25 protein-coding genes and 1 tRNA gene are annotated in these 23,223 nt (G+C 68.2%); 16 read left to right on the forward strand and 10 right to left on the reverse strand.

What is annotated here, in order from left to right; genetic code table 11:
* Positions 1-48: 48 nt before the first annotated feature.
* Positions 49-438 carry an SAV_915 family protein gene (locus tag DFQ14_RS16655; RefSeq protein WP_114454240.1) on the reverse strand — a complete coding sequence of 130 codons (390 nt, stop codon included), beginning with the start codon at positions 436-438 and terminating at the stop codon, positions 49-51.
* A gap of 200 nt (positions 439-638) precedes the next feature.
* Here DFQ14_RS16655 and DFQ14_RS16660 point away from each other — a divergent pair, with 200 nt between their 5' ends.
* Together DFQ14_RS16660 and DFQ14_RS16665 are read left to right on the forward strand one after the other, a co-directional pair.
* Positions 639-1,130 carry a GNAT family N-acetyltransferase gene (locus DFQ14_RS16660; RefSeq protein WP_158546713.1) on the forward strand — a complete coding sequence of 164 codons (492 nt, stop codon included), beginning with the start codon at positions 639-641 and terminating at the stop codon, positions 1,128-1,130.
* Between the two features lie 176 nt (positions 1,131-1,306).
* On the forward strand, positions 1,307-1,825 hold the full coding sequence (locus DFQ14_RS16665) for a tyrosine-type recombinase/integrase (RefSeq protein ID WP_158546714.1): 519 nt from the start codon (positions 1,307-1,309) through the stop codon (positions 1,823-1,825).
* A 90-nt stretch (positions 1,826-1,915) separates the two neighbouring features.
* Here the strand turns inward: DFQ14_RS16665 and DFQ14_RS16670 are convergent.
* Positions 1,916-1,991, reverse strand: a tRNA-Thr gene (locus DFQ14_RS16670).
* A gap of 350 nt (positions 1,992-2,341) precedes the next feature.
* On the opposite strand from DFQ14_RS16670, the gene DFQ14_RS16675 reads away from it, so the two are divergent.
* The 8 genes from DFQ14_RS16675 to DFQ14_RS16710 all read left to right on the forward strand — a co-directional run bounded on the left by DFQ14_RS16675 (position 2,342) and on the right by DFQ14_RS16710 (position 12,423).
* Positions 2,342-3,787: a threonine/serine exporter family protein gene (locus tag DFQ14_RS16675; RefSeq protein ID WP_246195856.1), complete on the forward strand. Its 1,446-nt coding sequence runs from the start codon at positions 2,342-2,344 to the stop codon at positions 3,785-3,787.
* Between the two features lie 103 nt (positions 3,788-3,890).
* Entirely contained in the window at positions 3,891-5,318 is a 1,428-nt protein-coding gene (locus DFQ14_RS16680) for an alpha,alpha-trehalose-phosphate synthase (UDP-forming) (RefSeq protein WP_114454243.1), read from the forward strand.
* Between the two features lie 138 nt (positions 5,319-5,456).
* Positions 5,457-8,018: a trehalose-phosphatase gene (otsB, locus tag DFQ14_RS16685; protein WP_179951605.1), complete on the forward strand. Its 2,562-nt coding sequence runs from the start codon at positions 5,457-5,459 to the stop codon at positions 8,016-8,018.
* A 198-nt stretch (positions 8,019-8,216) separates the two neighbouring features.
* Positions 8,217-8,846 carry a DUF4178 domain-containing protein gene (locus tag DFQ14_RS16690; protein ID WP_114454244.1) on the forward strand — a complete coding sequence of 210 codons (630 nt, stop codon included), beginning with the start codon at positions 8,217-8,219 and terminating at the stop codon, positions 8,844-8,846.
* Between the two features lie 24 nt (positions 8,847-8,870).
* On the forward strand, positions 8,871-9,308 hold the full coding sequence (locus DFQ14_RS16695; protein ID WP_114454245.1) for a DUF4247 domain-containing protein: 438 nt from the start codon (positions 8,871-8,873) through the stop codon (positions 9,306-9,308).
* Positions 9,305-10,249 carry a hypothetical protein gene (locus DFQ14_RS16700; RefSeq protein WP_114454246.1) on the forward strand — a complete coding sequence of 315 codons (945 nt, stop codon included), beginning with the start codon at positions 9,305-9,307 and terminating at the stop codon, positions 10,247-10,249. Before DFQ14_RS16695 ends, DFQ14_RS16700 begins: the two co-directional genes overlap by 4 nt.
* 42 nt (positions 10,250-10,291) lie before the next feature.
* Entirely contained in the window at positions 10,292-10,717 is a 426-nt protein-coding gene (locus tag DFQ14_RS16705) for a DUF350 domain-containing protein (RefSeq protein ID WP_114454247.1), read from the forward strand.
* Positions 10,718-10,782: 65 nt separating this feature from the next.
* Positions 10,783-12,423 carry a polyamine aminopropyltransferase gene (locus DFQ14_RS16710; protein ID WP_114454248.1) on the forward strand — a complete coding sequence of 547 codons (1,641 nt, stop codon included), beginning with the start codon at positions 10,783-10,785 and terminating at the stop codon, positions 12,421-12,423.
* Between the two features lie 84 nt (positions 12,424-12,507).
* Here the strand turns inward: DFQ14_RS16710 and DFQ14_RS16715 are convergent, their stop codons facing one another.
* On the reverse strand, positions 12,508-13,608 hold the full coding sequence (locus tag DFQ14_RS16715; protein ID WP_114454249.1) for a LacI family DNA-binding transcriptional regulator: 1,101 nt from the start codon (positions 13,606-13,608) through the stop codon (positions 12,508-12,510).
* Positions 13,609-13,824: 216 nt separating this feature from the next.
* Here DFQ14_RS16715 and DFQ14_RS16720 point away from each other — a divergent pair, with 216 nt between their 5' ends.
* The 4 genes from DFQ14_RS16720 to DFQ14_RS16735 are packed head-to-tail and all read left to right on the forward strand — an operon-like array spanning position 13,825 to position 16,856.
* A complete protein-coding gene (locus DFQ14_RS16720; protein ID WP_246195855.1) occupies positions 13,825-14,871 on the forward strand; it encodes a metal ABC transporter solute-binding protein, Zn/Mn family in 1,047 nt (348 codons plus the stop codon).
* The gene (locus tag DFQ14_RS16725; RefSeq protein WP_114454251.1) at positions 14,868-15,728 is read left to right on the forward strand and encodes a metal ABC transporter ATP-binding protein; all 861 of its coding nucleotides are present in this window, start codon (positions 14,868-14,870) and stop codon (positions 15,726-15,728) included. Before DFQ14_RS16720 ends, DFQ14_RS16725 begins: the two co-directional genes overlap by 4 nt.
* On the forward strand, positions 15,725-16,612 hold the full coding sequence (locus tag DFQ14_RS16730) for a metal ABC transporter permease (RefSeq protein WP_114454252.1): 888 nt from the start codon (positions 15,725-15,727) through the stop codon (positions 16,610-16,612). The genes DFQ14_RS16725 and DFQ14_RS16730 overlap by 4 nt, the downstream gene beginning before the upstream one ends.
* Before the next feature lie 16 nt (positions 16,613-16,628).
* A complete protein-coding gene (locus DFQ14_RS16735) occupies positions 16,629-16,856 on the forward strand; it encodes a hypothetical protein (protein WP_114454253.1) in 228 nt (75 codons plus the stop codon).
* A gap of 138 nt (positions 16,857-16,994) precedes the next feature.
* On the opposite strand, the gene DFQ14_RS16740 is transcribed toward DFQ14_RS16735, so the two are convergent.
* The 4 genes from DFQ14_RS16740 to DFQ14_RS16755 all read right to left on the reverse strand — a co-directional run bounded on the left by DFQ14_RS16740 (position 16,995) and on the right by DFQ14_RS16755 (position 20,488).
* Positions 16,995-17,327 carry a putative quinol monooxygenase gene (locus DFQ14_RS16740; RefSeq protein WP_114454254.1) on the reverse strand — a complete coding sequence of 111 codons (333 nt, stop codon included), beginning with the start codon at positions 17,325-17,327 and terminating at the stop codon, positions 16,995-16,997.
* Between the two features lie 65 nt (positions 17,328-17,392).
* Complete coding sequence (gene rlmB, locus DFQ14_RS16745) at positions 17,393-18,352, reverse strand: 23S rRNA (guanosine(2251)-2'-O)-methyltransferase RlmB (RefSeq protein ID WP_114454255.1); 960 nt, start codon at positions 18,350-18,352, stop codon at positions 17,393-17,395.
* Between the two features lie 3 nt (positions 18,353-18,355).
* Positions 18,356-19,750: a cysteine--tRNA ligase gene (cysS, locus tag DFQ14_RS16750; protein ID WP_114454256.1), complete on the reverse strand. Its 1,395-nt coding sequence runs from the start codon at positions 19,748-19,750 to the stop codon at positions 18,356-18,358.
* 51 nt (positions 19,751-19,801) lie between these two features.
* Complete coding sequence (locus DFQ14_RS16755) at positions 19,802-20,488, reverse strand: HAD family hydrolase (RefSeq protein WP_114454370.1); 687 nt, start codon at positions 20,486-20,488, stop codon at positions 19,802-19,804.
* 116 nt (positions 20,489-20,604) lie between these two features.
* Between DFQ14_RS16755 and DFQ14_RS16760 the strand changes: the two genes are divergently transcribed.
* Positions 20,605-20,931: a type II toxin-antitoxin system Phd/YefM family antitoxin gene (locus DFQ14_RS16760; protein WP_114454257.1), complete on the forward strand. Its 327-nt coding sequence runs from the start codon at positions 20,605-20,607 to the stop codon at positions 20,929-20,931.
* Positions 20,928-21,326: a type II toxin-antitoxin system VapC family toxin gene (locus DFQ14_RS16765; RefSeq protein WP_114454258.1), complete on the forward strand. Its 399-nt coding sequence runs from the start codon at positions 20,928-20,930 to the stop codon at positions 21,324-21,326. The genes DFQ14_RS16760 and DFQ14_RS16765 overlap by 4 nt, the downstream gene beginning before the upstream one ends.
* A 19-nt stretch (positions 21,327-21,345) precedes the next feature.
* Here the strand turns inward: DFQ14_RS16765 and ispF are convergent, their stop codons facing one another.
* The 3 genes from ispF to DFQ14_RS16780 are packed head-to-tail and all read right to left on the reverse strand — an operon-like array spanning position 21,346 to position 23,036.
* A complete protein-coding gene (ispF, locus tag DFQ14_RS16770) occupies positions 21,346-21,831 on the reverse strand; it encodes a 2-C-methyl-D-erythritol 2,4-cyclodiphosphate synthase (protein WP_114454259.1) in 486 nt (161 codons plus the stop codon).
* The gene (ispD, locus tag DFQ14_RS16775; protein WP_114454260.1) at positions 21,828-22,529 is read right to left on the reverse strand and encodes a 2-C-methyl-D-erythritol 4-phosphate cytidylyltransferase; all 702 of its coding nucleotides are present in this window, start codon (positions 22,527-22,529) and stop codon (positions 21,828-21,830) included. Before ispD ends, ispF begins: the two co-directional genes overlap by 4 nt.
* An 18-nt stretch (positions 22,530-22,547) precedes the next feature.
* Positions 22,548-23,036 (reverse strand): CarD family transcriptional regulator, encoded by a 489-nt coding sequence (locus tag DFQ14_RS16780; RefSeq protein ID WP_114454261.1) that lies wholly within the window; start codon positions 23,034-23,036, stop codon positions 22,548-22,550.
* Positions 23,037-23,223: the final 187 nt, after the last annotated feature.

Genomic DNA, 23,223 nt, shown 5'->3' on the forward strand with positions numbered 1-23,223 from the left:
GCCGGCATCTGGCACAACTGGGCCACCGACACACCCCGCAAACGATCACTAATCGCCTACGACCACTAACACCAGCTTCACGGAATCATTCATCTCAGGTGGTACCGGTGCATCGACCGCCACGCTGAACCGGAAAGTCGGTGGTGCCATCGCCGAGCCCTCTCGGACGCAGGCGATCTCGCGAACCTTGGTGGTGGGAAGCAGGGTCCACGGCTGGTCCGCTCCACATCCGGCGAGGAACGTGTCCAACGTCGAATACCCCAGCACCACCAATTGTCCGGACAACTCCCTGGTCTCCAGCATCAGCCCGCCGCTCGCCTCGTCCGGGCGGCAGGCGAGGTACAGCTGCGCAGGCAGCACGTCGGTCTCATCCGGGTCGTAGACCCGGGGTTTCTCGGCCAGTTCGACCATCACGGACTCCAGCTCAGTGCGGATCACGCCGCGAGGACTCTAACGGGCCCACCTTCGTCACGTCCTCAACTTCGCACACCCGGCGCGATACGCCCCAAATGACGGCTTCACCCAATGTGGACTTCCTTGTGCAGTGCACTGACTGACCACGTGGCGACAGAGAATTGTTGAGCAAACAGGTTCGTGGTAGGCAGGTGCCCGTGACAGGGTCAGGAGATCAGCCAACGGTGGCGTTGCTGAGCAGAACCTTCTTCAAGGCCGAAGCACGCGAGGTTGCGGCGTGGTCGTACGCGCCTCCGTTCGATCTCTACAACGGGAATCCTGACCATCCCGAGCTGTTTCTGACGCGCACCGCCGCAGGGGAGGGCTACTACCCGGCCGTCGACCAGCACGGGGCGCTCGTCGCATTTGCCGTGTTCGGCGTGGAGGCGCGCGTACGTGGGCAAGAACCAGCAGCCGACACTCTCGACGTGGGGCTCGGCGTTCGCCCCGACCTGACCAGCCTCGGGATTGGCACCGAGCTGCTCAGCTTCATCGTGGCGCAGGTCAGTGCGAGCCAGGTTACGCCGACGCTGCGCTGCGCCGTCGCAGTGTTCAACGCGCGATCCTTGGCCTTGTGCCATCGGGCTGGGTTCTTACCGGTTCGCGACTTCACCGGCCCCGGTGAACGCACCTTCCGCGAATTGACCCGCACACTTGCCGCGTCGAGGTTTCACTAACCCAACCGCGCATGGCGCAGCTGGAAGGCAACCGGAGTGTGAGCTGGGCCTGCGGTGTCCTCACATGCCTGACCCGGTAAAAATCTCAATGAGCGAAGGGCTGATGCGGACACCACAGAGGGCGTCGGGGGGCACACGTGCAGGGTGTTGCTCGTCAGGCACGCAGTCTCAGCGCTGTGTCAGGCAGCGATGCGGACCTGCTAGAAACGGCGGCGATCGTGCATGGCGCGGGGTATGCCCCGGACCTTGCGCACAGCGGGTTTCATCTCACCCAAACCCTGCAGCGGGTCAAGGGCGAACTCCAGTTCGTCCCCACCAAGACCGGGACCTCGGAGTGCACTGTCCCTCTTCCGGGTATTTGTGTTCGAGCTCTGGTAACCCACCTGGCTCAACAGCAGCGGGAACAGGCAGAGGCCGCGGCTTGGATGGAATCCGGGCTCGTGTTCACCAGCACGATCGGGACACCGATCGAGCCGGACAACCTGCGGCGTAGTTGGTACGCCCTGCGGAAGGCGATCGGTCACCAGGAAACCCGCTTCCACGATCTCCGGCGCTCGTGCGTGAGCATGCTGCTCGACATCGGAGCATCGCCGCACATCGTGACTCGGATCATCGGGCACTCGGATACGCGCGTGACGATGGCATCTACGCGCATGCCTCGCTGGAGGAACAACGGCAAGCCCTCGACAAGCTGAAGAACCACCTTGAACGAACCGGTTGCTACAGCCGTTGCTGCAGAACAAATCCCTGGCGGGTCGCTCGCCGGGGGTTTCCCTGGTCACCCGTGGAGCCGCTGAGGGGACTCGAACCCCTGACCTTCCGCTTACAAGGCGGGCGCTCTACCAACTGAGCTACAGCGGCATGCGCCTTGCTCGGCGCACGGGGACATCGTAAGCGTTCGATCGCGCGCCCTGTGAAGCAGCCGGGGTATCGGTGCCGCCGCCCTCGGCACTCCTTTCGAGAAGTCCGGCAAGCGGCCCCGAACGGGCGGCCGTTCCCGAAACGCTTTCGGCATTCTTCGCTATCCCACTCACCTGCAAGGATGGCCCGTGGAGCGACTCCGGCCCGCTCCGCATCACGGCACGGCCGCAGTGGTGATGGACGCCACTGGGCATGGGTGCAACGGTGCGTATGTGAATGCCGATGCCCCGGGAGAGAGCCAAGAATCCGGCCCCGCCAAGCGGACCGCGAAACAAGGGGGTAGGACAACAGTGGGATTCACGCAGCGCGCCCGTGGTGTGCTGCGGCGGCGCGACTCCACCGAAACGGCCGGGACTCGCAACGTCGTCTATGGTCCGGAACTGCCCGACGAGTCAACAGTTCACCTGGTCATGGACCTCGGCCTGCGCATCGGCGAAGTCCAGATGGCCAGCGGCGCGGGCGCTTCCGACGTCAGCGCCACGATCACGGCGGTCACCGGCGCCTACGGTATCCCCCACTGCGAGGTGGACGTGATCTACACGTCCATCACCGTCTCCTGCTATCGCGGAACCGAGTTCCTGCCGATCACGTCGCTGCGCGTGGTGCGCAATCGTTCGCTCGACTACACCCGCCTGGCGGAGGTGGAGGCCCTGGTCCGTCGGATCACGGAAAGCTCGATCAGTGCTTCCGATGCCTACGCCGAACTGGACCGGATCACCGCTGCCCAGCACCCCTTCCCACGGTGGGTCGCCACGCTCGCGTGGGCGGGCATGGCCGCCTCCCTGTCGGTACTGCTCGGTGGTGGTAATGCACCTCCGATGCTGCCGCTGGTCGCGGCCGGAGCCACGGCACTGGTCGACCGGGTCGGGCGCCTGCTCAACCAGCGTGCGCTGCCCGGCTTCTTCCAGCAGACGGTGGGCGGGGCGATCGCCACGAGCATCGCACTGACCAGCGTGGCCGCGGGGTGGCTTCCCAATGCGGCCCTGGCCGTGGCCGCCAGCATCATCGTGCTGCTGTCGGGAATGACCGTGGTCGGTTCCATGCAGGACGCCATCACCGGCTACAACGTGACGGCCGCGGGACGCATCGCCGAAATCGCCCTGACCTCCGCGGGACTGATCGCCGGAGTCGTACTCGCCCTGTACTCGACCACACAGATCCTGGGGGCGGACAGCATCGGAGGCGGTATCGCGGTGGAGGACATCGGCAGCGCGGAAGTCGGCTACTCGGTGCTGTACATCCCCGTGCAGGCCATCGCCGGTGCCTCCGCCGCCGCGTGCTTCGCTCTGGCCGGCTATTCGCAACCGAGGCCGCTGATCGTCGCCGGTGCGGGCGGGGCGATGACGGCCTCGGTGTACGCGGTGGCCACCAGCCTGGCCGGGCTCAACACCATCCTCGCCTCGGCGATGGCGACCACGGTCGTCGGGTTTCTCGGCGGGATCATCGCCCGCCGCCTGCGTATCCCCGCCCTGGTGGTCGCCGTGTCCGGTGTGGCGCCGCTGCTGCCCGGTCTGGCCACCTACCGCGGCCTGTACCAGCTGTCCGTGCAAGGTGATCCGGGCGGGCTGTCCACGCTCATGCTGGCCGCGGCCACCGGTCTGGCCCTGGGGGCCGGCGTGGTGCTCGGCGAATACCTGACGCAGCCCGTCCGCACCCGGCTCGGCCGCCTGGAGCGGCGCATGGCCAGGCCGCGCATGTCCGGGCCGTTGCGGCCCACCCGCCGCCGCCTGGACTGAGCCCCGACTGTGTTGCACCACACGAACCACGCGGAGGCGATCACGATTGACTAACCTCGCCCGCGGGTAAGCAAGTGTTCGGGCCGATCAAGGAGGCACTCCGGTGAGTAAGGCACGTGCGGACTTCGTCGTCGTGGCCAACCGGCTGCCTGTGGACTTGGAGCGCTTCGAGGATGGCACCGAGCGCTGGAAGCACAGCCCGGGTGGACTGGTCACGGCACTGGAACCTTTTCTGCGGGCCCGTGAAGGGGCCTGGGTCGGCTGGCCGGGCGTCGCCGACGTCGACGTCGACCCGTTCAGCGACGGGGATCTGCACCTGCATCCGGTGCACCTGTCCTCGACCGATATCCGCCAGTACTACGAGGGGTTCGCCAACGCGACCCTGTGGCCGCTGTACCACGACGTCGTCGCACCGCCGGTATTCGACCGCTCCTGGTGGGAGAACTACCGGCGGGTGAACCAGCGATTCGCCGAAGCCGCTGCCGAGGTCAGTGCCGAAGGCGCGACCGTGTGGGTGCAGGACTACCAGTTGCAGCTCGTCCCCGCGATGCTGCGTGAGCTGCGGCCGGACCTGCGCATCGGGTTCTTCCTGCACATCCCGTTCCCGCCGGTGGAGCTGTTCATGCAGTTGCCGTGGCGTACCGAGATCGTGCGGGGACTGCTCGGCGCGGACCTGGTCGGGTTCCACCGGCCCGGAGGTGCGCAGAACTTCCTGTGGCTGGCACGGCGACTGGCCGGCTTCGAACCGAGCCGTGCCCAGGTCGGAGTCCGGTCCCGTCCCGGCGTGGTGCGAGTCGGCGACCGCACGGTGCGGGTCGGTGCGTTCCCGATCTCGATCGCCTCCGCCGAACTCGACCAGCTCGCCCGGACCAAGGAGGTGCAGCAGCGTGCCAAGGCGATCCGCTCCGAACTCGGCAATCCGCGCAGGATCATGCTCGGCGTGGACCGGCTCGACTACACCAAGGGCATCGACGTCCGCCTCAACGCCATACACGAACTGCTGGCCGATGGGCAGATCACGGTGGAGGACGTGGCCATGATCCAGGTCGCCACACCCAGCCGGGAACGTGTCGAGCACTACAAGCAGATGCGCGAGGAGATCGAACGGGAGGTCGGCCGCATCAACGGCGAGTTCGGACGTGTCGGTCATCCGGCCGTGCATTATTTGCACACGTCGGTGGACCGCAAGGACCTGGCCGCCTTCTACTGCGCCGCCGACGTCATGGTCGTCACCCCGGTGCGCGACGGAATGAACCTGGTGGCCAAGGAGTACGTCGCCTGCCGCAACGACCTGGGCGGTTCCCTCGTCCTCAGTGAATTCGCGGGAGCCGCTGCCGAGCTCACGAGTGCATTTCTGGTCAATCCGCATAACCTGGATGGGGTGAAGGATTCCTTGCTCGCCGCCCTCGACCTCGACGAGGCGGAGGGGCGCCGTAGGATGCGCGCATTGCGAAGGCAGGTGCTCACGCACGACGTCGATCGCTGGGCGCGGTCTTTCCTCGAGGCACTGGGTACCTCTCTGGTGGCCTAGCGTCGACGACGCGAATCCCGACATCTGCATCGACGCACCGATCGGCCTATGGTCGACGTCTCCGGACACCACGTGGACCGGCTCGACACGACCCGCAAGGCCGATTGCCAAGACCATCCCGACGACCTCTCCAGGAGTATGGCGTTGACCGTCGAAGCCCTCCCCGCCGAGCTTCGCCGCATGATCGTCCAACTTGCGCGCACACCTCGGCTGCTGGTCGCCTGTGACTACGACGGGACGCTCGCACCGATCGTGGCGGACCCGAGTCAGGCCAAGCCGCTGCCGGAATCGGTACATGCGATGCGTGCCCTGGCAGCACTGCCCGCCACGACCACCGCGGTGATCTCCGGCAGAGCCCTGCGTGACCTCGCCACCCTGTCCCGATTGCCCTCCGAGGTGCACCTGGTGGGCAGCCACGGTTCGGAGCTCGACGTCGGATTCGTCCACGAACTCGAACCGGAAGCCACACAGCTGCGCACTCGCCTGCAGCGCACGGCGCAGGAGATCGCCCGGGACCACCCCGGCGTCACGCTGGAGGCCAAACCGGCCAGCGTCGCCATCCACGTCCGCCGCGCCGATCAGCAGGTCAGCGAGCAAGTGCTCGACGCGATCCGCTCGGGCCCGGCCACGTGGGAAGGCGTCGAGGTCACCGAGGGCAAGTCCGTCATCGAACTGGGCGTGGTGGAAACCGACAAGGGCAATGCGCTGGAGTCGCTGCGCCACCAGGTCGGGGCGACCGCGGCGATCTTCCTCGGTGACGACGTCACCGACGAGAAGGCTTTCGCCCGGCTGCAGGGACCGGACCTGGGACTCAAGGTCGGCGAGGGCGAGAGTCTCGCCGCACACCGTGTGCGGGACACGACCGAGGTCGCCACGGTACTGGCGCTGCTCATGGAGGAACGGCGCACCTGGCTGTACGGGGAGCAGGCCCCGGCGATCGAGCGGCTGACCATGCTCTCCAACGAGCGCACCATCGCGCTGCTCACTCCCGATGCCCGGGTGACGTGGATGTGTCATCCCGGCCCGGACTCGGCCGCCGTGTTCGCCGACCTGCTGGGGGGAACCAGCGCCGGGCACTTCTCCATCCGTCCGGAGTATCCCGACAGCGGCAACGGGACGTCCCGCAGTGTCCTGCCGCTCGGGCAGCGCTACGTGCCCGGCACCATGACGGTCGAGACGCGATGGTCCCGGCTGTTGATCACGGATTACCTGGAACACGACATCGAGGCGCACCGCACCGACCTCACCCGGGTCATCACCGGCAGCACCCGGGCCCACATCGACTTCGTCCCGCGCCCGGAGTTCGGGCAGGTCGCGGTGCGACTGGCTCCCGAGCGCGGAGGGTTGCGGGTGCTGGGGACCTCGGAGCCGATGGTGCTGTACTCCCCCGGCGTGCAGTGGGACATCAGCTCGGACGGCATGCACGAATCCGCGAGTGCCGTGGTCGAGATTTCCGAGGATTCTCCGGTGGTGCTCGAACTGCGGTGCGGTACCGAGGAAATCGGGCCGCGCGAGGAGACCGAGACGCAGCGCCGTTCGAACGCGAACAGGTACTGGTCGGAATGGCTGGGAACGCTGACCCTGCCCGAGGTGGCACCCGATCTGGTCGCACGCTCGGCTCTGACCCTGCGGGGGCTGTGCAACGCCGACACCGGCGGCATCATGGCCGCCGGAACGACCTCGCTGCCGGAGGAGATCGGCGGCGTGCGCAACTGGGACTACCGCTACTGCTGGTTGCGCGACGGGGCGATGAGCGCACGGGCTCTCGTGTCGCTGGGGTCGACCACAGAGGCCGAGGCCTTCATGGACTGGCTGCACAAGGTGATGGAGAACCTGCCCGGGCCGGAACGGTTGCACCCGCTGTATTCGCTGGCCGGTACCTCCCTCGGTCCGGAGGCCGTCATCGACACCCTGCCCGGCTATGCCGGCTCCCGGCCGGTGCGGGTCGGCAACCTCGCCGATCAGCAGGTTCAGCTCGACGTCTTCGGCCCGGTCGTCGAGCTGGCGATGCACCTGTCGCAAGCCACCGGCGTCCTGCGCGACGGGGATTGGGAACTGGTCAAGGGGATGGCCGAGGCGGTTTCCCGGCGCTGGTTCGAGCCCGACCACGGGATCTGGGAAGAGCGCGACGTACCGCGCCACCACGTGTACTCGAAGGTGATGTGCTGGGTCACGCTGGACCGTGCGTTGCAGCTGGCCGAGACGTACGAGCGCACTCCCGAGTCGAGCTGGGCACCATTGCGGGAGGAGATCGCCCAGGACGTCATCAAGAACGGTTGGCATGCCGACGTGCAGGCGTTCACCACCGCCTACGAGGGATCGGACCTGGACGCCGCGTCGCTGCACGTCGGACTGTCCGGGCTGATCGACCCCTCCGACGAGCGATTCCGGGCGACCGTCACGGCGATCGAGTCCGAATTGCGCAGCGGGTCGACCGTGTACCGGTATCGGCGCGACGACGGCTTGCCCGGCACCGAGGGCGGTTTCCACCTGTGTGCGGCATGGCTGGTCGAGGCGTACCTGCTGACCGGCCGGCGCACCGAGGCCGAGGAGCTGTTCCAGCAGCTCGTGGACAACACCGGCCCGACGGGGCTGCTGGCCGAGGAGTACGACCCGATCGCCGAGCGCTCACTCGGCAATCATCCGCAGGCGTACTCGCATCTCGGCTTGATCCGCTGCGCGCAGCTGCTGTCGGAGTAGCGCTTTCACCTGCCCGGGCCGCTCTCCCGCCGGGTGCGGGGGCGCTTCGTCGGCGAGCGCCCCCGCCTGGCCACGGGTCGTTGTCGTGGCCGGAGTCACGGGAATTTGACCGTGATGTGTCCCATTCCCCGCATGCGATGCCGCGGTAACCGATACGCTTCACCGGAGATCGTCAAGCTCAGGTGAGAGGCATACGGCGTGAGCAACGTAGTACCGATCATCCTCGTCGTGCTGCTGGTGATCGTGGCCGCTGTCATTGTGATCAGTCTGGTACGGCGGTACCGGTCGCAACATCGGCAACCGACCGGGCAGGAACCCGTGGACCCGTTCCACACCGGTGACCAGGATTCGCTGTGGGGGGACCCGCGGAGTCTCCAGGCCGGTGACATCGTCGAACTGCGCGGCACGACCTACACGGTGCGCGGCAGCCTGCGACTGTCCGAGGGCGGGTGGACCTGGGCCGAACACCTCCTCGACGATGCCAAGGGCACCCAGGTCTGGCTCGGTGTCGAAGAGGACCCCGAGTTGTCCCTGTCGCTGTGGTCGCCGCTGGAGGACTCTCCCGGCGACTCCGGCGAGCTCCGACCCGGCGCCTCGAGGATCGAGTTCCGCGGCCGTACCTACACCTCGGAGGAATCCGGCTCGGCCCACTATCGCAGCGAGGCCACCACCGGACTGCAGCCGCAGGGCATGGTTCGCTACCACGACTACGAAGCCGAGGACGGTTCGCTGCTGGGCTTCGAGGCGTACGGCGACGCCGACTGGGAGGCCAGTCAGGGCGAGGAACTCAGCCGCTACGACGTACGTATCTACCCGGCTTCGGCTTGACGAGAGGGGTCGGAGCGACCTTCGATGAAACCCAGATTCTGGTTCGTCATCGCGGCCATGGCGGCCGCGCTTGCGCTGATCATCGCCCTGGTGTCGATCTTCTCGACCGGTACCGGTCCCCGCAGCTACGTGGCGAAGAACTACACCCGCGCCGCACACCTGGACATCCGCGGCGACGACGACAACCGTGCCTACACGAGCCGGAAAGCACCCAGTGTGGTCTCCCGGGAGATCACCTCCGCCTGGGATCCGATCGCCCAGCGCGTCGAAGGCTCCGGCGTCTACCTGCGCTACGCCGACGACGGCGTGATCATCCAACCACGCCGGGACGGGTCGGTGATCCACGTGATGGAGATCGACGAGGCCTACCGGCACTACCACGGCGTGGTAGCCGGATTCTGGGGCTGGAGCAGCCCCCGCGGGGAGGATTTCCGCGGACGAGGGCCGGGGTCGGGCAAGTGAGCAAGACCGCCCAGCAGAAGAACGGGCACGGCTGTGGTCTGGCAATCGGCATCATGTTCGTGCTCTACGTGATCGTCTTCGGGGCCACCGACGGCTTCGGGCTCGGAAGCGACACGCAGTTCTACGGCGACGAAAGCGACCGCTATTCCGAGTACCGCACCTACACGGGGCAACCGATACCGCGCTTCAGCGCCGCGGACTCCCGGAGACTCTCCCAGGCCCTGTCCGACTCCGAGGAGCGCTACGGGATCTGCTTCGGCTGGAAACTCACCGATGGCAGCAAGGACGCCGCGGGAAGCTACGATCCCGACTCCGGCCAGGAAGCCGAGTCGGACCCGCCGTCCAGCTTCGACCGGGGATCCAGCCGGGGTCCGACCACACCGGCCAGTACGTGCCCACGGTGGGTCGAGGCACGGGTCACCGTCGCCTACACCTCCGAGTCCAGCGAGGACTGGAGCGGCGTCGAGCTCGAAGTGGCGGGTTCCGACAATTTCGAATCCTACGAACTGCCGTTCGACAACAACAGCTTCGCCGATCTGGGCATCGACGCCGAGACGTTCATCGACCAGCCGGTCACCACCACCGGGCATGCTGCTCTGGCCCTGCCGCTGCTGATGACGGAGAACGGCACGCTCGACCCGAAACCGGTTCGGGCAAGCTCCGATGCTCCGCCACAGCCACTCCCCCCTGCGAGCAGTGGTATGAGGGGCCTGGGGACCTGGCTCTGGCTCGGCTTCCTCGGCCTGCTGACCGTCTCCGCCACCGTCCTGGGATTCCGTGCGCGTGCACACCGCAAACCCGTGCCGACCACGCCTGCCGGGCCCCCGGGGCCACCACCGGGTCCCCCACCCGGCAGCTCGCCACCTCAGGGCTTCCCGCCGGGGCCGCCCCCTCGGCAACCGCCACAGCCGGGCGCACCACCCACACCCGGCCGGCACTGACCCGTCCAGCCCGACTCGCGACCTCTCCGAAAGGCACCCACCTTGTTCCTGCAATTGCTCATCGGTCTGTCCGCCGCAGTCGCCTATGGCGTGATCGGCGTGGGAATGATGGTCCTCGGCTACATCCTGGTCGACCTCGCCACACCCGGAAAGCTCAGCGAGCTGATCTGGGTACATCGCAATCCGAATGCCGCACTCCTGCTCGTGTCCGGTCTGACCGGTGTGGGCATCATCCTGACCACGGCGATCGCCGCGAGCTCCAACGATCTGGTCGCCGGCCTGATCGGCACACTCGCCTACGGACTGCTCGGTCTCATCCTGATGAGCGTGTCGTTCCTGCTCATCGACGCGTTCACCCCCGGCAAGCTGGGCGATGAACTGTCCGCCCCGCAGGTGCACCCGGGAACCTGGGTGTCGGCGGGCGCGCACGTGGTGATCGCCACGATCATCGCCGCTGCCATCTGGTGACGGTCGCCGCCCGCCGAAAGGACCCGCTTCCCGTCCCCGCACCCACAACCTGAACACTGCCCACCATGTCCACCAGCACCGAGGAGCCGGGGCAGCATCGTGGCCCGGAGCAGGAAACGAGCACCGCCACACCGCCGGGCAGCGACAGCGCGGGCTCCACGGCACCGCGCAGGCGGTTGGCTCGGGCCACGGTCCTGGTGGCGGTGTTCGTCTGCGCCGCCTGTGGACTGGTGTACGAACTCGCCCTGGTCGCCCTCGGCAGCTATCTGATCGGTGACACCGTGGGCCAGGCCTCGATCGTGCTGTCCCTGATGGTGTTCGCGATGGGGATCGGGGCGCTGGCCGCCAAACCTCTCCAGCGGTGGGCGGCCACCGCGTTCGCCGCCGTCGAGATCCTCCTGGCACTCCTGGGCGGACTCAGCGTCCTGGGGCTCTACGCCGCGTTCGCGTGGCTGAGTCTGTACATGCCCGCACTGATCGTCACGGCGCTCGTGCTGGGCACGCTGATCGGTGCCGAGATTCCGCTGCTGATGGTGCTGCTGCAGCGGATCCGGCGGCAGGAAGCGGGCTCCGCGGTCGCCGACCTGTTCGCCGCCGACTACGTGGGGGCGCTGATCGGCGGGCTGGCCTTCCCGTTCCTGCTGCTGCCGCTGTTCGGCCAGATCCAGGGCGCGCTGTTGGTCGGCATGCTCAACGCCGCCGCCGGGCTCGGCCTGGTGCTCACGGTCTACCGCCGCGAACTGACCAAGCGGATCACGCTGCTGCTCGTGGTGGCCTCGCTGCTGGCGGGCGGGACCTTGGGCGGCGCCTATGCACTCGCCGACGAGTTCGAGGTGACCGCCCGGCAGGCGCTGTACGCCGATCCGGTCGTGTATGCACAGCGCACCCAGTATCAGGAGATCGTGCTCACGCGGTCGATGTCTCTGACGGGCACTGCGGACACCCGCCTGTTCCTCAACGGGGACCTGCAGTTCAGTTCCGTGGACGAGCCCCGCTACCACGAGGCACTGGTGCATCCGGCGATGGCCGGTGAGCACTCCCGCGTACTGATTCTCGGCGGCGGCGACGGGCTCGCCCTGCGCGAGGTCCTGCGGTACCCCGACGTCGAGCAGGTCACTCTCGTCGAGATGGACCCGGCGGTGCTGAAACTGGCCCGCACGAACCCGCTGCTGACCTCGCTGAACGAGAACGCCTTCGACGATCCCCGGGTGAACACGATCGCAGCGGACGCGTTCAGCTGGCTGCGGCAGAGCAAGCAGCGCTACGACGTCGTGCTGGTCGACATGCCCGATCCGGACTCGACCGCGACGGCCAAGCTGTACTCGACGGAGTTCTACGCCCTCGTCGGCCACGTGATGGCCGAAGGGGCCCGCCTCATCGTGCAGTCGGGTTCGCCCTACTTCGCCCCGGAGGCCTTCTGGTGCATCGAGGCGACGATGCGCCGGGCGGGCCTGGCCACGGTGCCGTATTCCGTATCGGTGCCCAGTTTCGGGCAGTGGGGCTTCCAGCTGGCCCGGAAGGGAGCGTCTCCTCCCGCGTTGCGGCTGCCCGCGGACGCTCCCCCGCTGCGCTCGCTGGATCCGGCCACGCTGCGGGCGGCGGCGGTATTTCCGCCGGACCGGGATCGAATCCCGGGAGTGGAGGCTTCCACCCTCATGCACCCGACGATCCTGGAGTACTCCCGCGGTGCCTGGCGGAACTACTGAGGAGTGCTTTCGAGCCGGCTCGCGTAGCGGTGCGGTGGCGAAACCTCCGGCTGCGCCTCGCAGCCGAAGAGCCGAGCAGCCGCATCACGGCCCGAACCACCGCTCCTCCACGGAGCGCGGGGAAGCCGCTGTCGACCCCGTCACCAGCTGCGTATCCAACCGGACCTCACGTGGGCGCCCCGGCTCGCCGGCGTCCAGCAGCAGCCTCCCGGCTGCGCGGCCCTTCTCCAGCATCGGCTGGCGCACCGTGGTCAGCCCGACCCGCTCGGCTTCGGTGATGCCGTCGAATCCGGTGATCGACAGGTCCTCGGGAACGCGGCGACCACGATTGCGTGTCTCGTTCAACGCGCCCAGCGCGAGAATGTCCGAGGTGCACATGATCGCCGTGATCTCGGGGTTGGACTCCAGGAGCTGGCCCGCGGCCGATTCACCCGAGGCGATCGTGTGGTCGAAGCGCTCGACGACGGGAACCTGTTCCCAATCGATCCCGATGGCCTCGAAAGCCTCGGCCAGTGCGGTCAACCGCTTCTTCTGCACGTGGAAACTCGCGTTCTCCTGCCGCTGCACCGAGGCAGGCCCGTCGTTGCGGGCCCGGGCCAGCCGCATGCACAGCACACCGATCTTGCGATGCCCGAGCCCGATCAGGTGCTCGGCCATGGTCTTGATGGCCCGGGAGTCGTCGATGCCGACGCGATCGAGGTTTTCGATGCTCGGCTGGTCGCACACCACTGCGGGCACCGGCCGCTCCAGCACCGCAGCCAGGTGGGGGTCGTCGTCGGGGACCGAGTAGACGACGAAGCCGTCGACCCCCGCACGGTGCACCGAGGCCACGTCCTCGCGTTCGGGGTTCGCCGGGATGAGCAACAGACCACTGCCCGCGTCCTCGCACGCCAGTGCGAGCCCTTCCAGGAATCCCACCGCGGCGGGGTCCCGGAACGCGTAGGAGAGGTTCTCCGTGAGCAGGAGGCCGACGGCACCCGCCTTGCGGGTCCGCAAGGACCGCGCCACCGGGTCCGGGCCCGGATAGCCGAGTCTGCGAGCGGTGTCGAGCACTCTCTTGCGCAGCTCGGGGGAGAGCTGATCCGGCCGGTTGTATGCATTCGACACGGTCGTCCGGGAAACCCCCAACTCCGCCGCGAGCGAAGCGAGGGTCGCGGGCCGCCGCACGTTCATTGACCGCACCATGCAGGAACCGTAACGGTTCAGTAGGCCGGGGTGAAGCCCGAATGTCACGGATCCCACGCTTGCCCGCGCGAACAGGCATCCGCGCATCCGAGAGACGAGTCCCCCGGTCGAGTGCAATCCGGTGTGCGCGGTGCGTATACTACTCTCGACAATGATTACCATTCTCGATCGAGATCGCCCTTCCGAGCGATGCGATCCTGCCTGGGAGGAGGCCTCGTGAGGGCTCACCGTCATCGGCGTCTCCACCGCGGCAGGACCGCGGTCGCCACGGCCGGGCTCCTCGCGGCAGCCCTGGTGGTGACCGCATGCGGTATCGGCGAGAGGCCGGAGTCCGGCAGCGCCACGGGAAAGCCGACGGTGGTCGCTTCCACGAGCGTGTGGGGCAGCGTCGCGCGGGCCGTCGGCGGTGACTCCATCGATGTCGAAGCCATCATCGACAATGCCGAAGCCGACCCGCACTCCTACGAGAGCACCCCGCGCGACGCCGTGAAGGTCGACAATGCCGACCTCGTGGTGTTCAACGGTGGCGGATTCGATCCGTTCATCCGCCAGATACTGTCCGCAGGCGGCGGGGACCAGCCGGTTGTGGAAGCGTTCCGGATCGCGGGCGAGCACGAGCGGCACCCGGGTGAGCCCCCTTCCGGGGGAGACCACCACCATCCCGACCACGGGCACCACTCCGCCGGCAACGAGCACGTCTGGTACGACCTGCCCACCGTCGGCGACGTCGCCGATCGGATCGCCGACGAGTTGACTCGGCTCCAGCCGGACAAGCGGCACGTCTTCCTCCAGGCGGCGGCCGAGTTCAACACCGAGCTCCGCCACCTGGAGGAACGCCTCGCCCGGATCGCGGCGAACCACCGGGGCGAGAAAGTCATCGCCACCGCCCCGGTGGCCGACCTGCTCATCGAGCGAGCCGGGCTGAACGACATCACGCCACGGCCCTTCGTGCAGGCCGTCGAATCGGGCAATGCCCCCGCGGCGGCATCGATCGCCAGGCTTCAGGATCTCGTGGACGCACGGCAGCCCTCCGTGGTGATCCACAATCCGCAGACCGCCTCCCCACTGACCGAATGGCTCCGCACCCGGGCGCAGCGCAACGGGATACCGGTGATCACGATGACCGGAATGCTGCCCGCGAATCGCACGTATTCCGAGTGGATGCGAGCCCAGATCTCGGATCTGGAAACCGCACTCGACAGCAACCCACGAGGCGGCAGCCGCCGCCGGGCCGACACCGACAGGACCACTGACCCGCCATGACCACGCACCCCACCTCCGCAGCACCGCGCACCGAGACGTGGCAACAGCGCTCCCCGGCCGTGCGGCTGCGCCGGGCACGTCTCTCCTACGGCCCGCGCACGCTCTGGGACGGCCTGGACCTCGATGTCGATCCGGGCGAGTTCCTCGCGATTCTCGGACCGAACGGATCGGGCAAGACGAGCCTGCTACGCGTGCTTCTCGGACTGCAACCGCTGAGCGCGGGCACGGTCGAGATCGCAGGAGCACCCACGCACCGCGGCAACAGCAGGATCGGCTACATCCCGCAACAACGTGCCCTGGAAGCCACCCTCACCCTGCGGGGCAACGATCTGGTCGGCCTCGGCCTGGACGGCCACCACTGGGGGATCGGGCTCCGGCAGCGTTCCGAGCGCAGGCATAGGGTCCAGCGGGCCCTCCGGGCCGTCGGGGCCACCGGCTACGCGAAGACACCTCTCGGCCTTCTTTCCGGGGGTGAGCAACAACGCCTTCGTGTCGCCCAGGCCCTGGTCGGCGATCCCGACGTGCTGCTGTGCGACGAGCCCCTGCTGTCGCTGGACATCTCCCACCAGCGCCGGGTGAGCCGATTGATCGCCCAGCAGGCCGCGGAGTCACAGGCGGCCGTGTTGTTCGTCACCCACGAGATCAACCCCGTGCTGCCCCTCGTCGACCGGGTCCTCTACCTGGTCGACGGGCGATTCCGGATCGGAACACCCGATGAGGTGATGAACTCGGCGACGCTGTCCGAGTTGTACGGCACGGACGTCGAGGTCGCCCGCGTCGGAGGCCGACTCGTCGTCGCAGGCACCGAGTTCGACAGCGGGCACGAGCACCACGTCCACGAGGGGGAGCAGGCATGAACCGGCTGATCGAAGCGCTGAGCAACATGCTCGACTTCGGGGTCACGGCGGACCTGCTCGGCTATCCGTTCGTCCAGCAGGCGCTGCTCGCCGCGGCGGCGCTCGGGCTCGTTTCCGGCGTACTCACACCGCTTGTGGTCACCCGCAAGATGTCCTTCGCCGTGCACGGCACGGCCGAGCTCGCGTTCACCGGGGCAGCCGCAGCACTCCTGCTCGGCGTCAGCGCCGAAGCGGGAGCCCTGGCCGGGGCGGTCGTGGCGGCACTGCTGCTGGGCCTGCTCGGGCAGCGGGACACCGAGCGGGACTCGGTGATCGGCGCGGTCCTGTCGTTCGGGCTCGGCATCGGCGCGCTGCTGCTGTGGATGAACCCGGAGCGCACAGCGAACAAGTTCAGCCTGCTGGTGGGTCAGATCGTCGGGGTCGACTCGGCGGACGTCACACTGCTGACCGTGTGCGCTGCCCTGGTGCTCGTGGCGATGGCGTTCCTCTACCGGCCGTTGCTGTTCGCCAGCGTCGACCCGGATGTCGCGGCGGCACGCGGCGTCCCCGCTCGCATCCTGGCCCCGGTGTTCTCCCTGCTGGTCGGCATCGCCACCGCACTGGGTGTCCATGTCGTCGGCGCCTTGCTCGTCATGGCGCTGATGGTGACCCCGGGGGCGGCAGCGAGCAGGGTGACGGCGAGCCCGGTCACGGCAACAGTGCTGTCGGTGATCTTCGCCGAGGCTGCCGTTCTGGGCGGGATCGTGCTGTCACTGGCACCGGGAGTACCGGTCAGCGCGTTCGTCACGGTGATCTCGTTCGCCATCTACCTCGTCTGCCGCGCTATCGGATCGGCACGCCTCCGGCGATTCGACAGCAGGGCCCCGGCGCCTGCCGCCGCGTGACGGTCAGGACCCGGTCGTGCGGCGCTCGCGGAATGCCGCCGCCTTCACCCGGTGGAAGGCCGTGTCGGCCGACCGGGTTCTCGCACCACTGGTGGACGAACGGTCCCAGCGGGCGATCCGGCACAGCGACGAAAACGGATTCTCCGCCGACGACCACGGCGCACTCCTGCGCAAGGCCGGGTTCGCCGAGGTCGGTATCGTATGGCAGTCCGGCAACGACCACGTCCTGGTCGGCGTTCGCTGAACGCCCGCGAGCCTGTCGTACGGCCCGGCTGCTCCGCGGGGTTCCCGAGACGGGTATCCGTCTGCAGAACCGGCCATACGGGAGAAAGCGGCACCGAGGGAGTGGTTCGCCGCCCGGCGAACCACTCACCGACAGGCATCAGCCCTGCTGGGGCACCGCCATCTCACCGAGCTCGGACCAGCCGTCCTGCGGGACGTTCGCGTTGACGACCCGCGGTGTCTCAACGAGGTGCGGCGGCAGCGTCTGCTGCGCCTCCTTGAAGTGGTCGGACTGCACGTGCGCGGCCCCGGCCTCCTCATCGCGGAACGCCTCGACCAGCACGTACTCCGTCGGATCCGTGACACTGCGGGACCAGTCGAACCACAGGCATCCCGGCTCGTCGCGGGTGGCCCGGGTGAAATCGTCGGCGATCTCGATCCACCGGTCGGCGTACTCGGGGCGCACGCGGAACTTCGCCGTGATGAAAATCATGACTCCCTCTCGATCGATTGAACCTACGCGACATACCCGCAACAGCACCGCGCGATCCCGCGGAATCAGCGCAGACGGCGCCTGCGGGCCACCTCGGACAGCACGACGCCGGCGGCGACCGACGCGTTCAGCGACTCGACCCCGCCGGCCATCGGGATGGACACCGTCTGATCACAGGTCTGACGAATCAGCCGGGACAAGCCGCGTCCCTCGGAGCCGACCACGACCACCAGAGGCTCGGTGGCGAGTTCGAGATCGTCGGAGTCGATATCGGAATCGGCATCCAGACCGACGACCATCAGTCCTCGCGACTTCAGGTCACTCAAGGTGCGAGTCAGGTTGGCGGCCCTGGCCACCGGGATCCTGGCCGCGGTACCGGCACTCGTACGCCAGGCGACCGCCGTCATCCCGGCGCTGCGGCGCTGGGGAAGCAGCACCCCGTGCGCACCGAAGGCCGCTGCCGAGCGCACCACCGCGCCGAGATTGCGCGGGTCCGTCACACCGTCGAGTGCCACCAGCAGCGGTGCCATCCCGGAGTTGTGCGCCTTGGTGAGCACATCTTCCGGATGCGCGTAGTCGTACGGCGACACCTGCAGCGCCATCCCCTGGTGCAAGGCGCCACCGGTCATCCGGTCGAGTTCGGAGCGCGGTACCTCCACCACGGAGATCCCCTGATCGGTGGCCCGCTCGACGGCCTCGGTGACGCGCTCGTCGGCGTCGATGCCCTGCGCCACGTACATCCCGGTGGCGGGCACACCCGCCCGAATGCACTCGGAGACAGGATTGCGTCCGGCCACCATCTCCGGGGCGTTCTCGGCAGCCTTGCGCCGCTTCTGCCGCTGCTCCTCGGCCTGCTTGCGCGCATCCGCACGGCGCTTGGCCGGGTGCGCGACACGGTTCTCCGCCTTCGGCGTCGGCCCCTTGCCCTCCAGGCCCTTGCGCCGCTGTCCGCCGGAACCGACGGTCATGCCCTTCTTGGTGCCCTGCTTGCGCACCGCTCCACGGCGCCTGTCGTTGCCCGCCACGTGCTATCCGTCCTTCAATGTCCACATCGGGCCGTCGGGAGTGTCCTCGACGGCGACGCCGGCTTCCAGCAGCCGGTCCCGCACCAGGTCCGCGGTGGCGAAGTCCCGCTCGGCGCGCGCCTTCTGGCGCTGCTCCAGCAGGTTGTCCACCAGCTGCTTCAACGCCCGATGAGCAGCGTCTCCGGTCCCCGTCTCCTCGGACCACTGCTCGGACAGCGGGTCCAGCCCGAACAGATCGGTCATCGTCCGCACCGACGCCGCCGCTTCTCGAGCGGCCGCGTCGTCACCCTCGTCGAGCGCGGTGTTGCCCTCGCGGACGATGGTGTGCACGGCGGCGATCGCCTGGGGTGTGGACAGGTCGTCGTCCATCGCCGCGGCGAACTCCCCGGGCACCGTCCCGTACCCGACGTGGCCGGTGCGCTGTACCACGCGCCGCAGGAACGACTCGATGCGCCGGTAGGTCGCGATCGCCTCGTCCATCCCCGCATCGGAGAACTCCACCGTGGATCGGTAGTGCGGCGTGACCAGGTAGTAGCGCAGTTCGGCGGGACGGACCCGCTGCAGCAGCGACTCGATCGTCAGGGTGTTGCCCAGCGACTTCGACATCTTCTCGCCACTGGCCGTCACCCAGGCGTTGTGCATCCAGTACCGGGCGAAGCCGTCACCGGCCGCAGCCGACTGGGCACGCTCGTTCTCGTGGTGCGGGAACACCAGATCCAGCCCGCCCCCGTGGATGTCGAACTCGCCACCCAGGTACGTGGTGGCCATCGCCGAGCACTCCAGGTGCCAGCCCGGGCGGCCCTCTCCCCACGGCGTGGGCCAGCTCGGCTCGCCCGGCTTCGCCGCTTTCCACAACGTGAAGTCCCGCGGATCGCGCTTGCCCGCCAACGCCCCTTCGCCCTGCTGCACCTCCTCGGGGCGCTGCCCGGACAGGCGGCCGTACTGCTGGGCGAACGAGGCAACCGAGAAGTACACGTCCCCGCCTGCGGCGTAGGCGTGCCCACGCTCGATCAGCCGGGTGATCAGCTCGACCATCTGCGTGATGTGCCCGGTGGCGCGCGGCGTCGCCGACGGCGGCAGGCAGCCGAGCCGGTCATAGGCGCTCTCGAAGGCGCGCTCGTACGTGGCGGCCCATTCCCACCAGGGGCGCCCGGCCTCGGCGGCCTTGGTGAGGATCTTGTCCTCGATGTCGGTGACGTTGCGGATCAGGCGCACGTCGTAGCCGCTGTGCTGCAGCCAGCGCCGGAGCACGTCGAAGTTCAGCCCGCTGCGCACATGCCCGACGTGCGGCGGCCCCTGCACGGTGGCACCACAGACGTAGATCGAGGCCACGCCGTCGCGGGACGGGTGGAATTCACGCGTCGTACGGGTCGCGGTGTCATACAGGTGCAGGCTCACACTGCGATGGTACGGGTGTGCGCGCACGCACCGTCGGGTCCGTCCCGCGTGTCACACCCGGATGTCGTGATCGGCCAGCACCGACAGCAGCGCATCGGGACGTTCGGACGTCGGCGTCGGGTCGACGATGCCGACCCGGCAGCCGACGTCGGCGGCTCCGCCGTCGGCTTCCCGGCTGTCCCCGACCATGAGGGCCTGCTCGGGGGCCACCTCCAGCCGCTCGCAGGCCCGCAGGAACAGCTTCGGATCGGGCTTGATCGCGCCTTCGACGTAGGACATCACGACCTCGTCGATCAGCTCGGCCACCCCCAGGCGCTCGAAGGCCGGGCGGATGTCGAAGGCGATGTTGCTGATCACCGCGATCCGGATGCCCGCCGCGTGCAGGCGGCGCAGCACCTCGACGGTGTCGGGATACGGCGTCCAGCAGTCCGGGTCGACCAACCGCCCGTACAGGCTCTCGGCCTGCTGCTCGGTGACGCCGGACCGACGCAGGACCTCGAGGTAGACCTTGCGGTGCAGGCGGGGATCGAGATCGCGCCGCTCCCAGGCGTCCTGGTACTCGGCGGGCAACTCGGCGACCTGCCCCACCGGAGCGGTCATCCGGCGCATCAGCTCGGCCTGGGCCTCCGGGTCCCACCCGTACCCGAAGTCGTCGGTGAGGTCGTCGAGCCAGGATTCGTCCTGTTCGAGTCGGAAAAGGGTGCCGGAGAAGTCGAAGAGTACGGCGCGCACGGTCACGTCCACCACAGTACGGGGATCGGATCTTTCCGTCGTGGCCCTGCGGTGAAGCTCACCAACGGGAAACTCTCGTTCGAGCGATACCACAGGTGCTCCACTTGCGCTACAGTTGTGCTATGCAGACCATCGGACAGCGAGAGCTCCGCAACGACAACGCGGAGATCGTTCGCCGTGTCGAGGCGGGCGAGAGCTTCATCGTCACCCGCAACGGGGAACCGGTCGCGGACCTGGTGCCGCACCGTCCCTCCACCAAGCGGCGCGCAGTACCCACCGCCGAGATCGCCGACATGTTCGCCCGGACACCGGTCGACGCCGAAGCCTGGAAGCGCAACATCGCCGAGATGGACGCGTGGTTCGGCGATGATGACGACATCGCGGATCCCTGGGAACGAGAGACGTACAAAAAGGCCGAGCGGGAACGGGAAAGCCGGGACGACTCATGAGCCACTATTCGACGTCCCTGCTGGACACATCTGTGGTCATCGACTTTCCCGCCGAGGCTGTGAACGAGCACGCCGCCGCCCACTCGATCTCGTCGGTCACGCTGGCCGAGCTGGCTTACGGGATGCATACGCCCGACGTCGTCGAGAACAGCCGGCGCCAGGAGCGGTACGTCCAAGTACGTTCGACCTTCGACATCCTGCCGTTCGACGAGCACTGCGCCCATCTCTACGGAGCCCTGGCGGGCCTGGTCCGCAAGCTCGGGCGTGACCCGAGACCACGTCGAATGGACCTGATGATCGCCGCCGTCGCCGGAGTGAATCAGCTTCCGTTGATCACCCGGAACCCGAAGGACTTCGTCGGGCTGGAAACCGCGGTGACGGTACTCGGTGTCTGACGACTCCCCGTCCGGCGGCTCAGTCCGCTGCCGCCACCAGTGCCGTGGCGATCGCGGCGATCCCCTCACCGCGGCCGGTGAGCCCGAGCCCGTCGCTGGTCGTGCCGGACACCGACACCGGCGCCCCGAGGGGCTCGGACAGGACCCGCTGCGCCTCGTCACGGCGAGTACCGATTCGAGGGGCGTTACCGATCACCTGCACCGAGGCATTGCCGACCCGGAACCCGGCCGCCACGACGCGCGCACGCACCTCCGCGAGGAAGTCCACGCCGTGCGCCCCCGACCAGCGCTCGTCGCCGGTACCGAAGAGCCCGCCCAGATCACCCAGGCCCGCCGCGGCCAGGAGGGCATCGCACAAGGCGTGCGCGGCCACATCGCCGTCCGAATGCCCGGCGCACCCGTCGAGGCCGGGCCAGTACAGACCCGCCATCCAGCAGTCGCGTCCCGAACGCACCGGGTGCACGTCCACCCCTTGGCCCACGCGAGGCAACTCGATTCCGCTCATGGGCGGTCACGTCCGGGGAAGGGCTCGGCCAGAACCGCTTCGGCAATGGCCAGATCGAACGCCGTCGTGATCTTCAGCGCCTGCGGGTGACCGGACACGGTGGCCACCGTCCTGCCGAGGCGCTCCACGAGTCCGGCATCATCGGTGGCCGCGTCCCCCACCGCCGCATAGGCCTCGTGCAGCACCTCCGGGGTGAAACCCTGCGGTGTCTGCACGCTCCGCAGCCGGGCACGGTCCACCGTCACCGTCACCCGGTCATCGGCATCGACCTGCTTGATCGTGTCGGCGACCGGAAGCACCGGCACCACGGCATCCGCACCGTCGCGCACGGCGCACACCACTTCGCGAATCACGGAAGCCGGGGTGAACGCGCGGGCGGCATCGTGCACGAGGACGACGGCGGCGTCCGGGACCACGCGCGCGGACTCGGCCAGCGCGCAGCGGACCGATTCCGTACGCTGTGAGCCACCGGGGACCACATGCACCGCACCGCCTGCGGGAGCGACCGCGGCACGGACTTCCTCGACCGCGTCCGGCGGCGCGGCAACGATGGCGTGGTGCACACAGCCCGAGCCGATCAGCCCACGGACAGCCCGCAGCAGCAGCGGCTCACCCAGGACCGGAACCAGTGCCTTGGGCATGCCGTAACCCAACCGCTCCCCGCGCCCGGCGGCGGGAACGAGCGCAACGACGTCCACGTTCTCGGTTCGCGCCGGTCAGACCGTCGTTGCGAGGACCTCGTCCAGCAGGGTCTCCGCTTTGTCCTCGTCGGTGCCTTCCGCGAGCGCAAGTTCGCTGACCAGTATTTGCCGCGCCTTGGCCAGCATGCGCTTCTCACCTGCGGACAGACCACGATCCTGCTCGCGCCGCCAGAGATCACGCACCACTTCGGCCACCTTGTTCACATCGCCCGAGGCGAGTTTTTCCAGGTTGGCCTTGTACCGCCGGGACCAGTTCGTCGGCTCCTCGGTGTGGGACGAACGCAGCACGTCGAAAACGTGATCAAGACCCTCTTGGCCGACGACGTCCCGAACCCCGACGCGCTCGGCATTGTCGGCGGGAACGCGCACGGTCAGGTCACCTTGCGCAACCCGAAGGACGAGGTACTGTTTTTCCTCACCCTTGATCACGCGAGTCTCGATCGCCTCGATGAGCGCTGCGCCGTGATGCGGGTAGACGACGGTCTCTCCGACCTTGAAAACCATGTGTCCTCTGCCCCTTTCGCTGCCTTCCACTCTAGCATGGCCCACAGCGCAATCTCGAGAGGCTCTCCCCTTCGTCGCAGGTCAGAGGGCAGACTGGGGGTTGACAAACCAATACGTCCATGCCATGGAGAAGACGCGCGGCGAGGGATCACCTCGCCCTGCCACCCGATCAGTGGACTCCACTGTA

The sequence above is a fragment of the Halopolyspora algeriensis genome (genome assembly GCF_003337235.1).
Taxonomy (GTDB): Bacteria; Actinomycetota; Actinomycetes; order Mycobacteriales; family Pseudonocardiaceae; genus Haloactinomyces; species Haloactinomyces algeriensis.

Excerpts from the sequence above, each read along its gene's own strand:
- DFQ14_RS16780 (WP_114454261.1), bottom strand. The coding sequence starts at position 23,036 with ATGGTTTTCAAGGTCGGAGAGACCGTCGTCTACCCGCATCACGGCGCA.
- DFQ14_RS16725 (WP_114454251.1), top strand. The coding sequence starts at position 14,868 with ATGACCACGCACCCCACCTCCGCAGCACCGCGCACCGAGACGTGGCAA.
- ispF (WP_114454259.1), bottom strand. The coding sequence starts at position 21,831 with ATGAGCGGAATCGAGTTGCCTCGCGTGGGCCAAGGGGTGGACGTGCAC.
- DFQ14_RS16760 (WP_114454257.1), top strand. The coding sequence starts at position 20,605 with ATGCAGACCATCGGACAGCGAGAGCTCCGCAACGACAACGCGGAGATC.
- DFQ14_RS16765 (WP_114454258.1), top strand. The coding sequence starts at position 20,928 with ATGAGCCACTATTCGACGTCCCTGCTGGACACATCTGTGGTCATCGAC.
- DFQ14_RS16715 (WP_114454249.1), bottom strand. The coding sequence starts at position 13,608 with ATGGTGCGGTCAATGAACGTGCGGCGGCCCGCGACCCTCGCTTCGCTC.
- DFQ14_RS16730 (WP_114454252.1), top strand. The coding sequence starts at position 15,725 with ATGAACCGGCTGATCGAAGCGCTGAGCAACATGCTCGACTTCGGGGTC.
- otsB (WP_179951605.1), top strand. The coding sequence starts at position 5,457 with ATGGCGTTGACCGTCGAAGCCCTCCCCGCCGAGCTTCGCCGCATGATC.
- DFQ14_RS16695 (WP_114454245.1), top strand. The coding sequence starts at position 8,871 with ATGAAACCCAGATTCTGGTTCGTCATCGCGGCCATGGCGGCCGCGCTT.
- DFQ14_RS16710 (WP_114454248.1), top strand. The coding sequence starts at position 10,783 with ATGTCCACCAGCACCGAGGAGCCGGGGCAGCATCGTGGCCCGGAGCAG.
- DFQ14_RS16740 (WP_114454254.1), bottom strand. The coding sequence starts at position 17,327 with ATGATTTTCATCACGGCGAAGTTCCGCGTGCGCCCCGAGTACGCCGAC.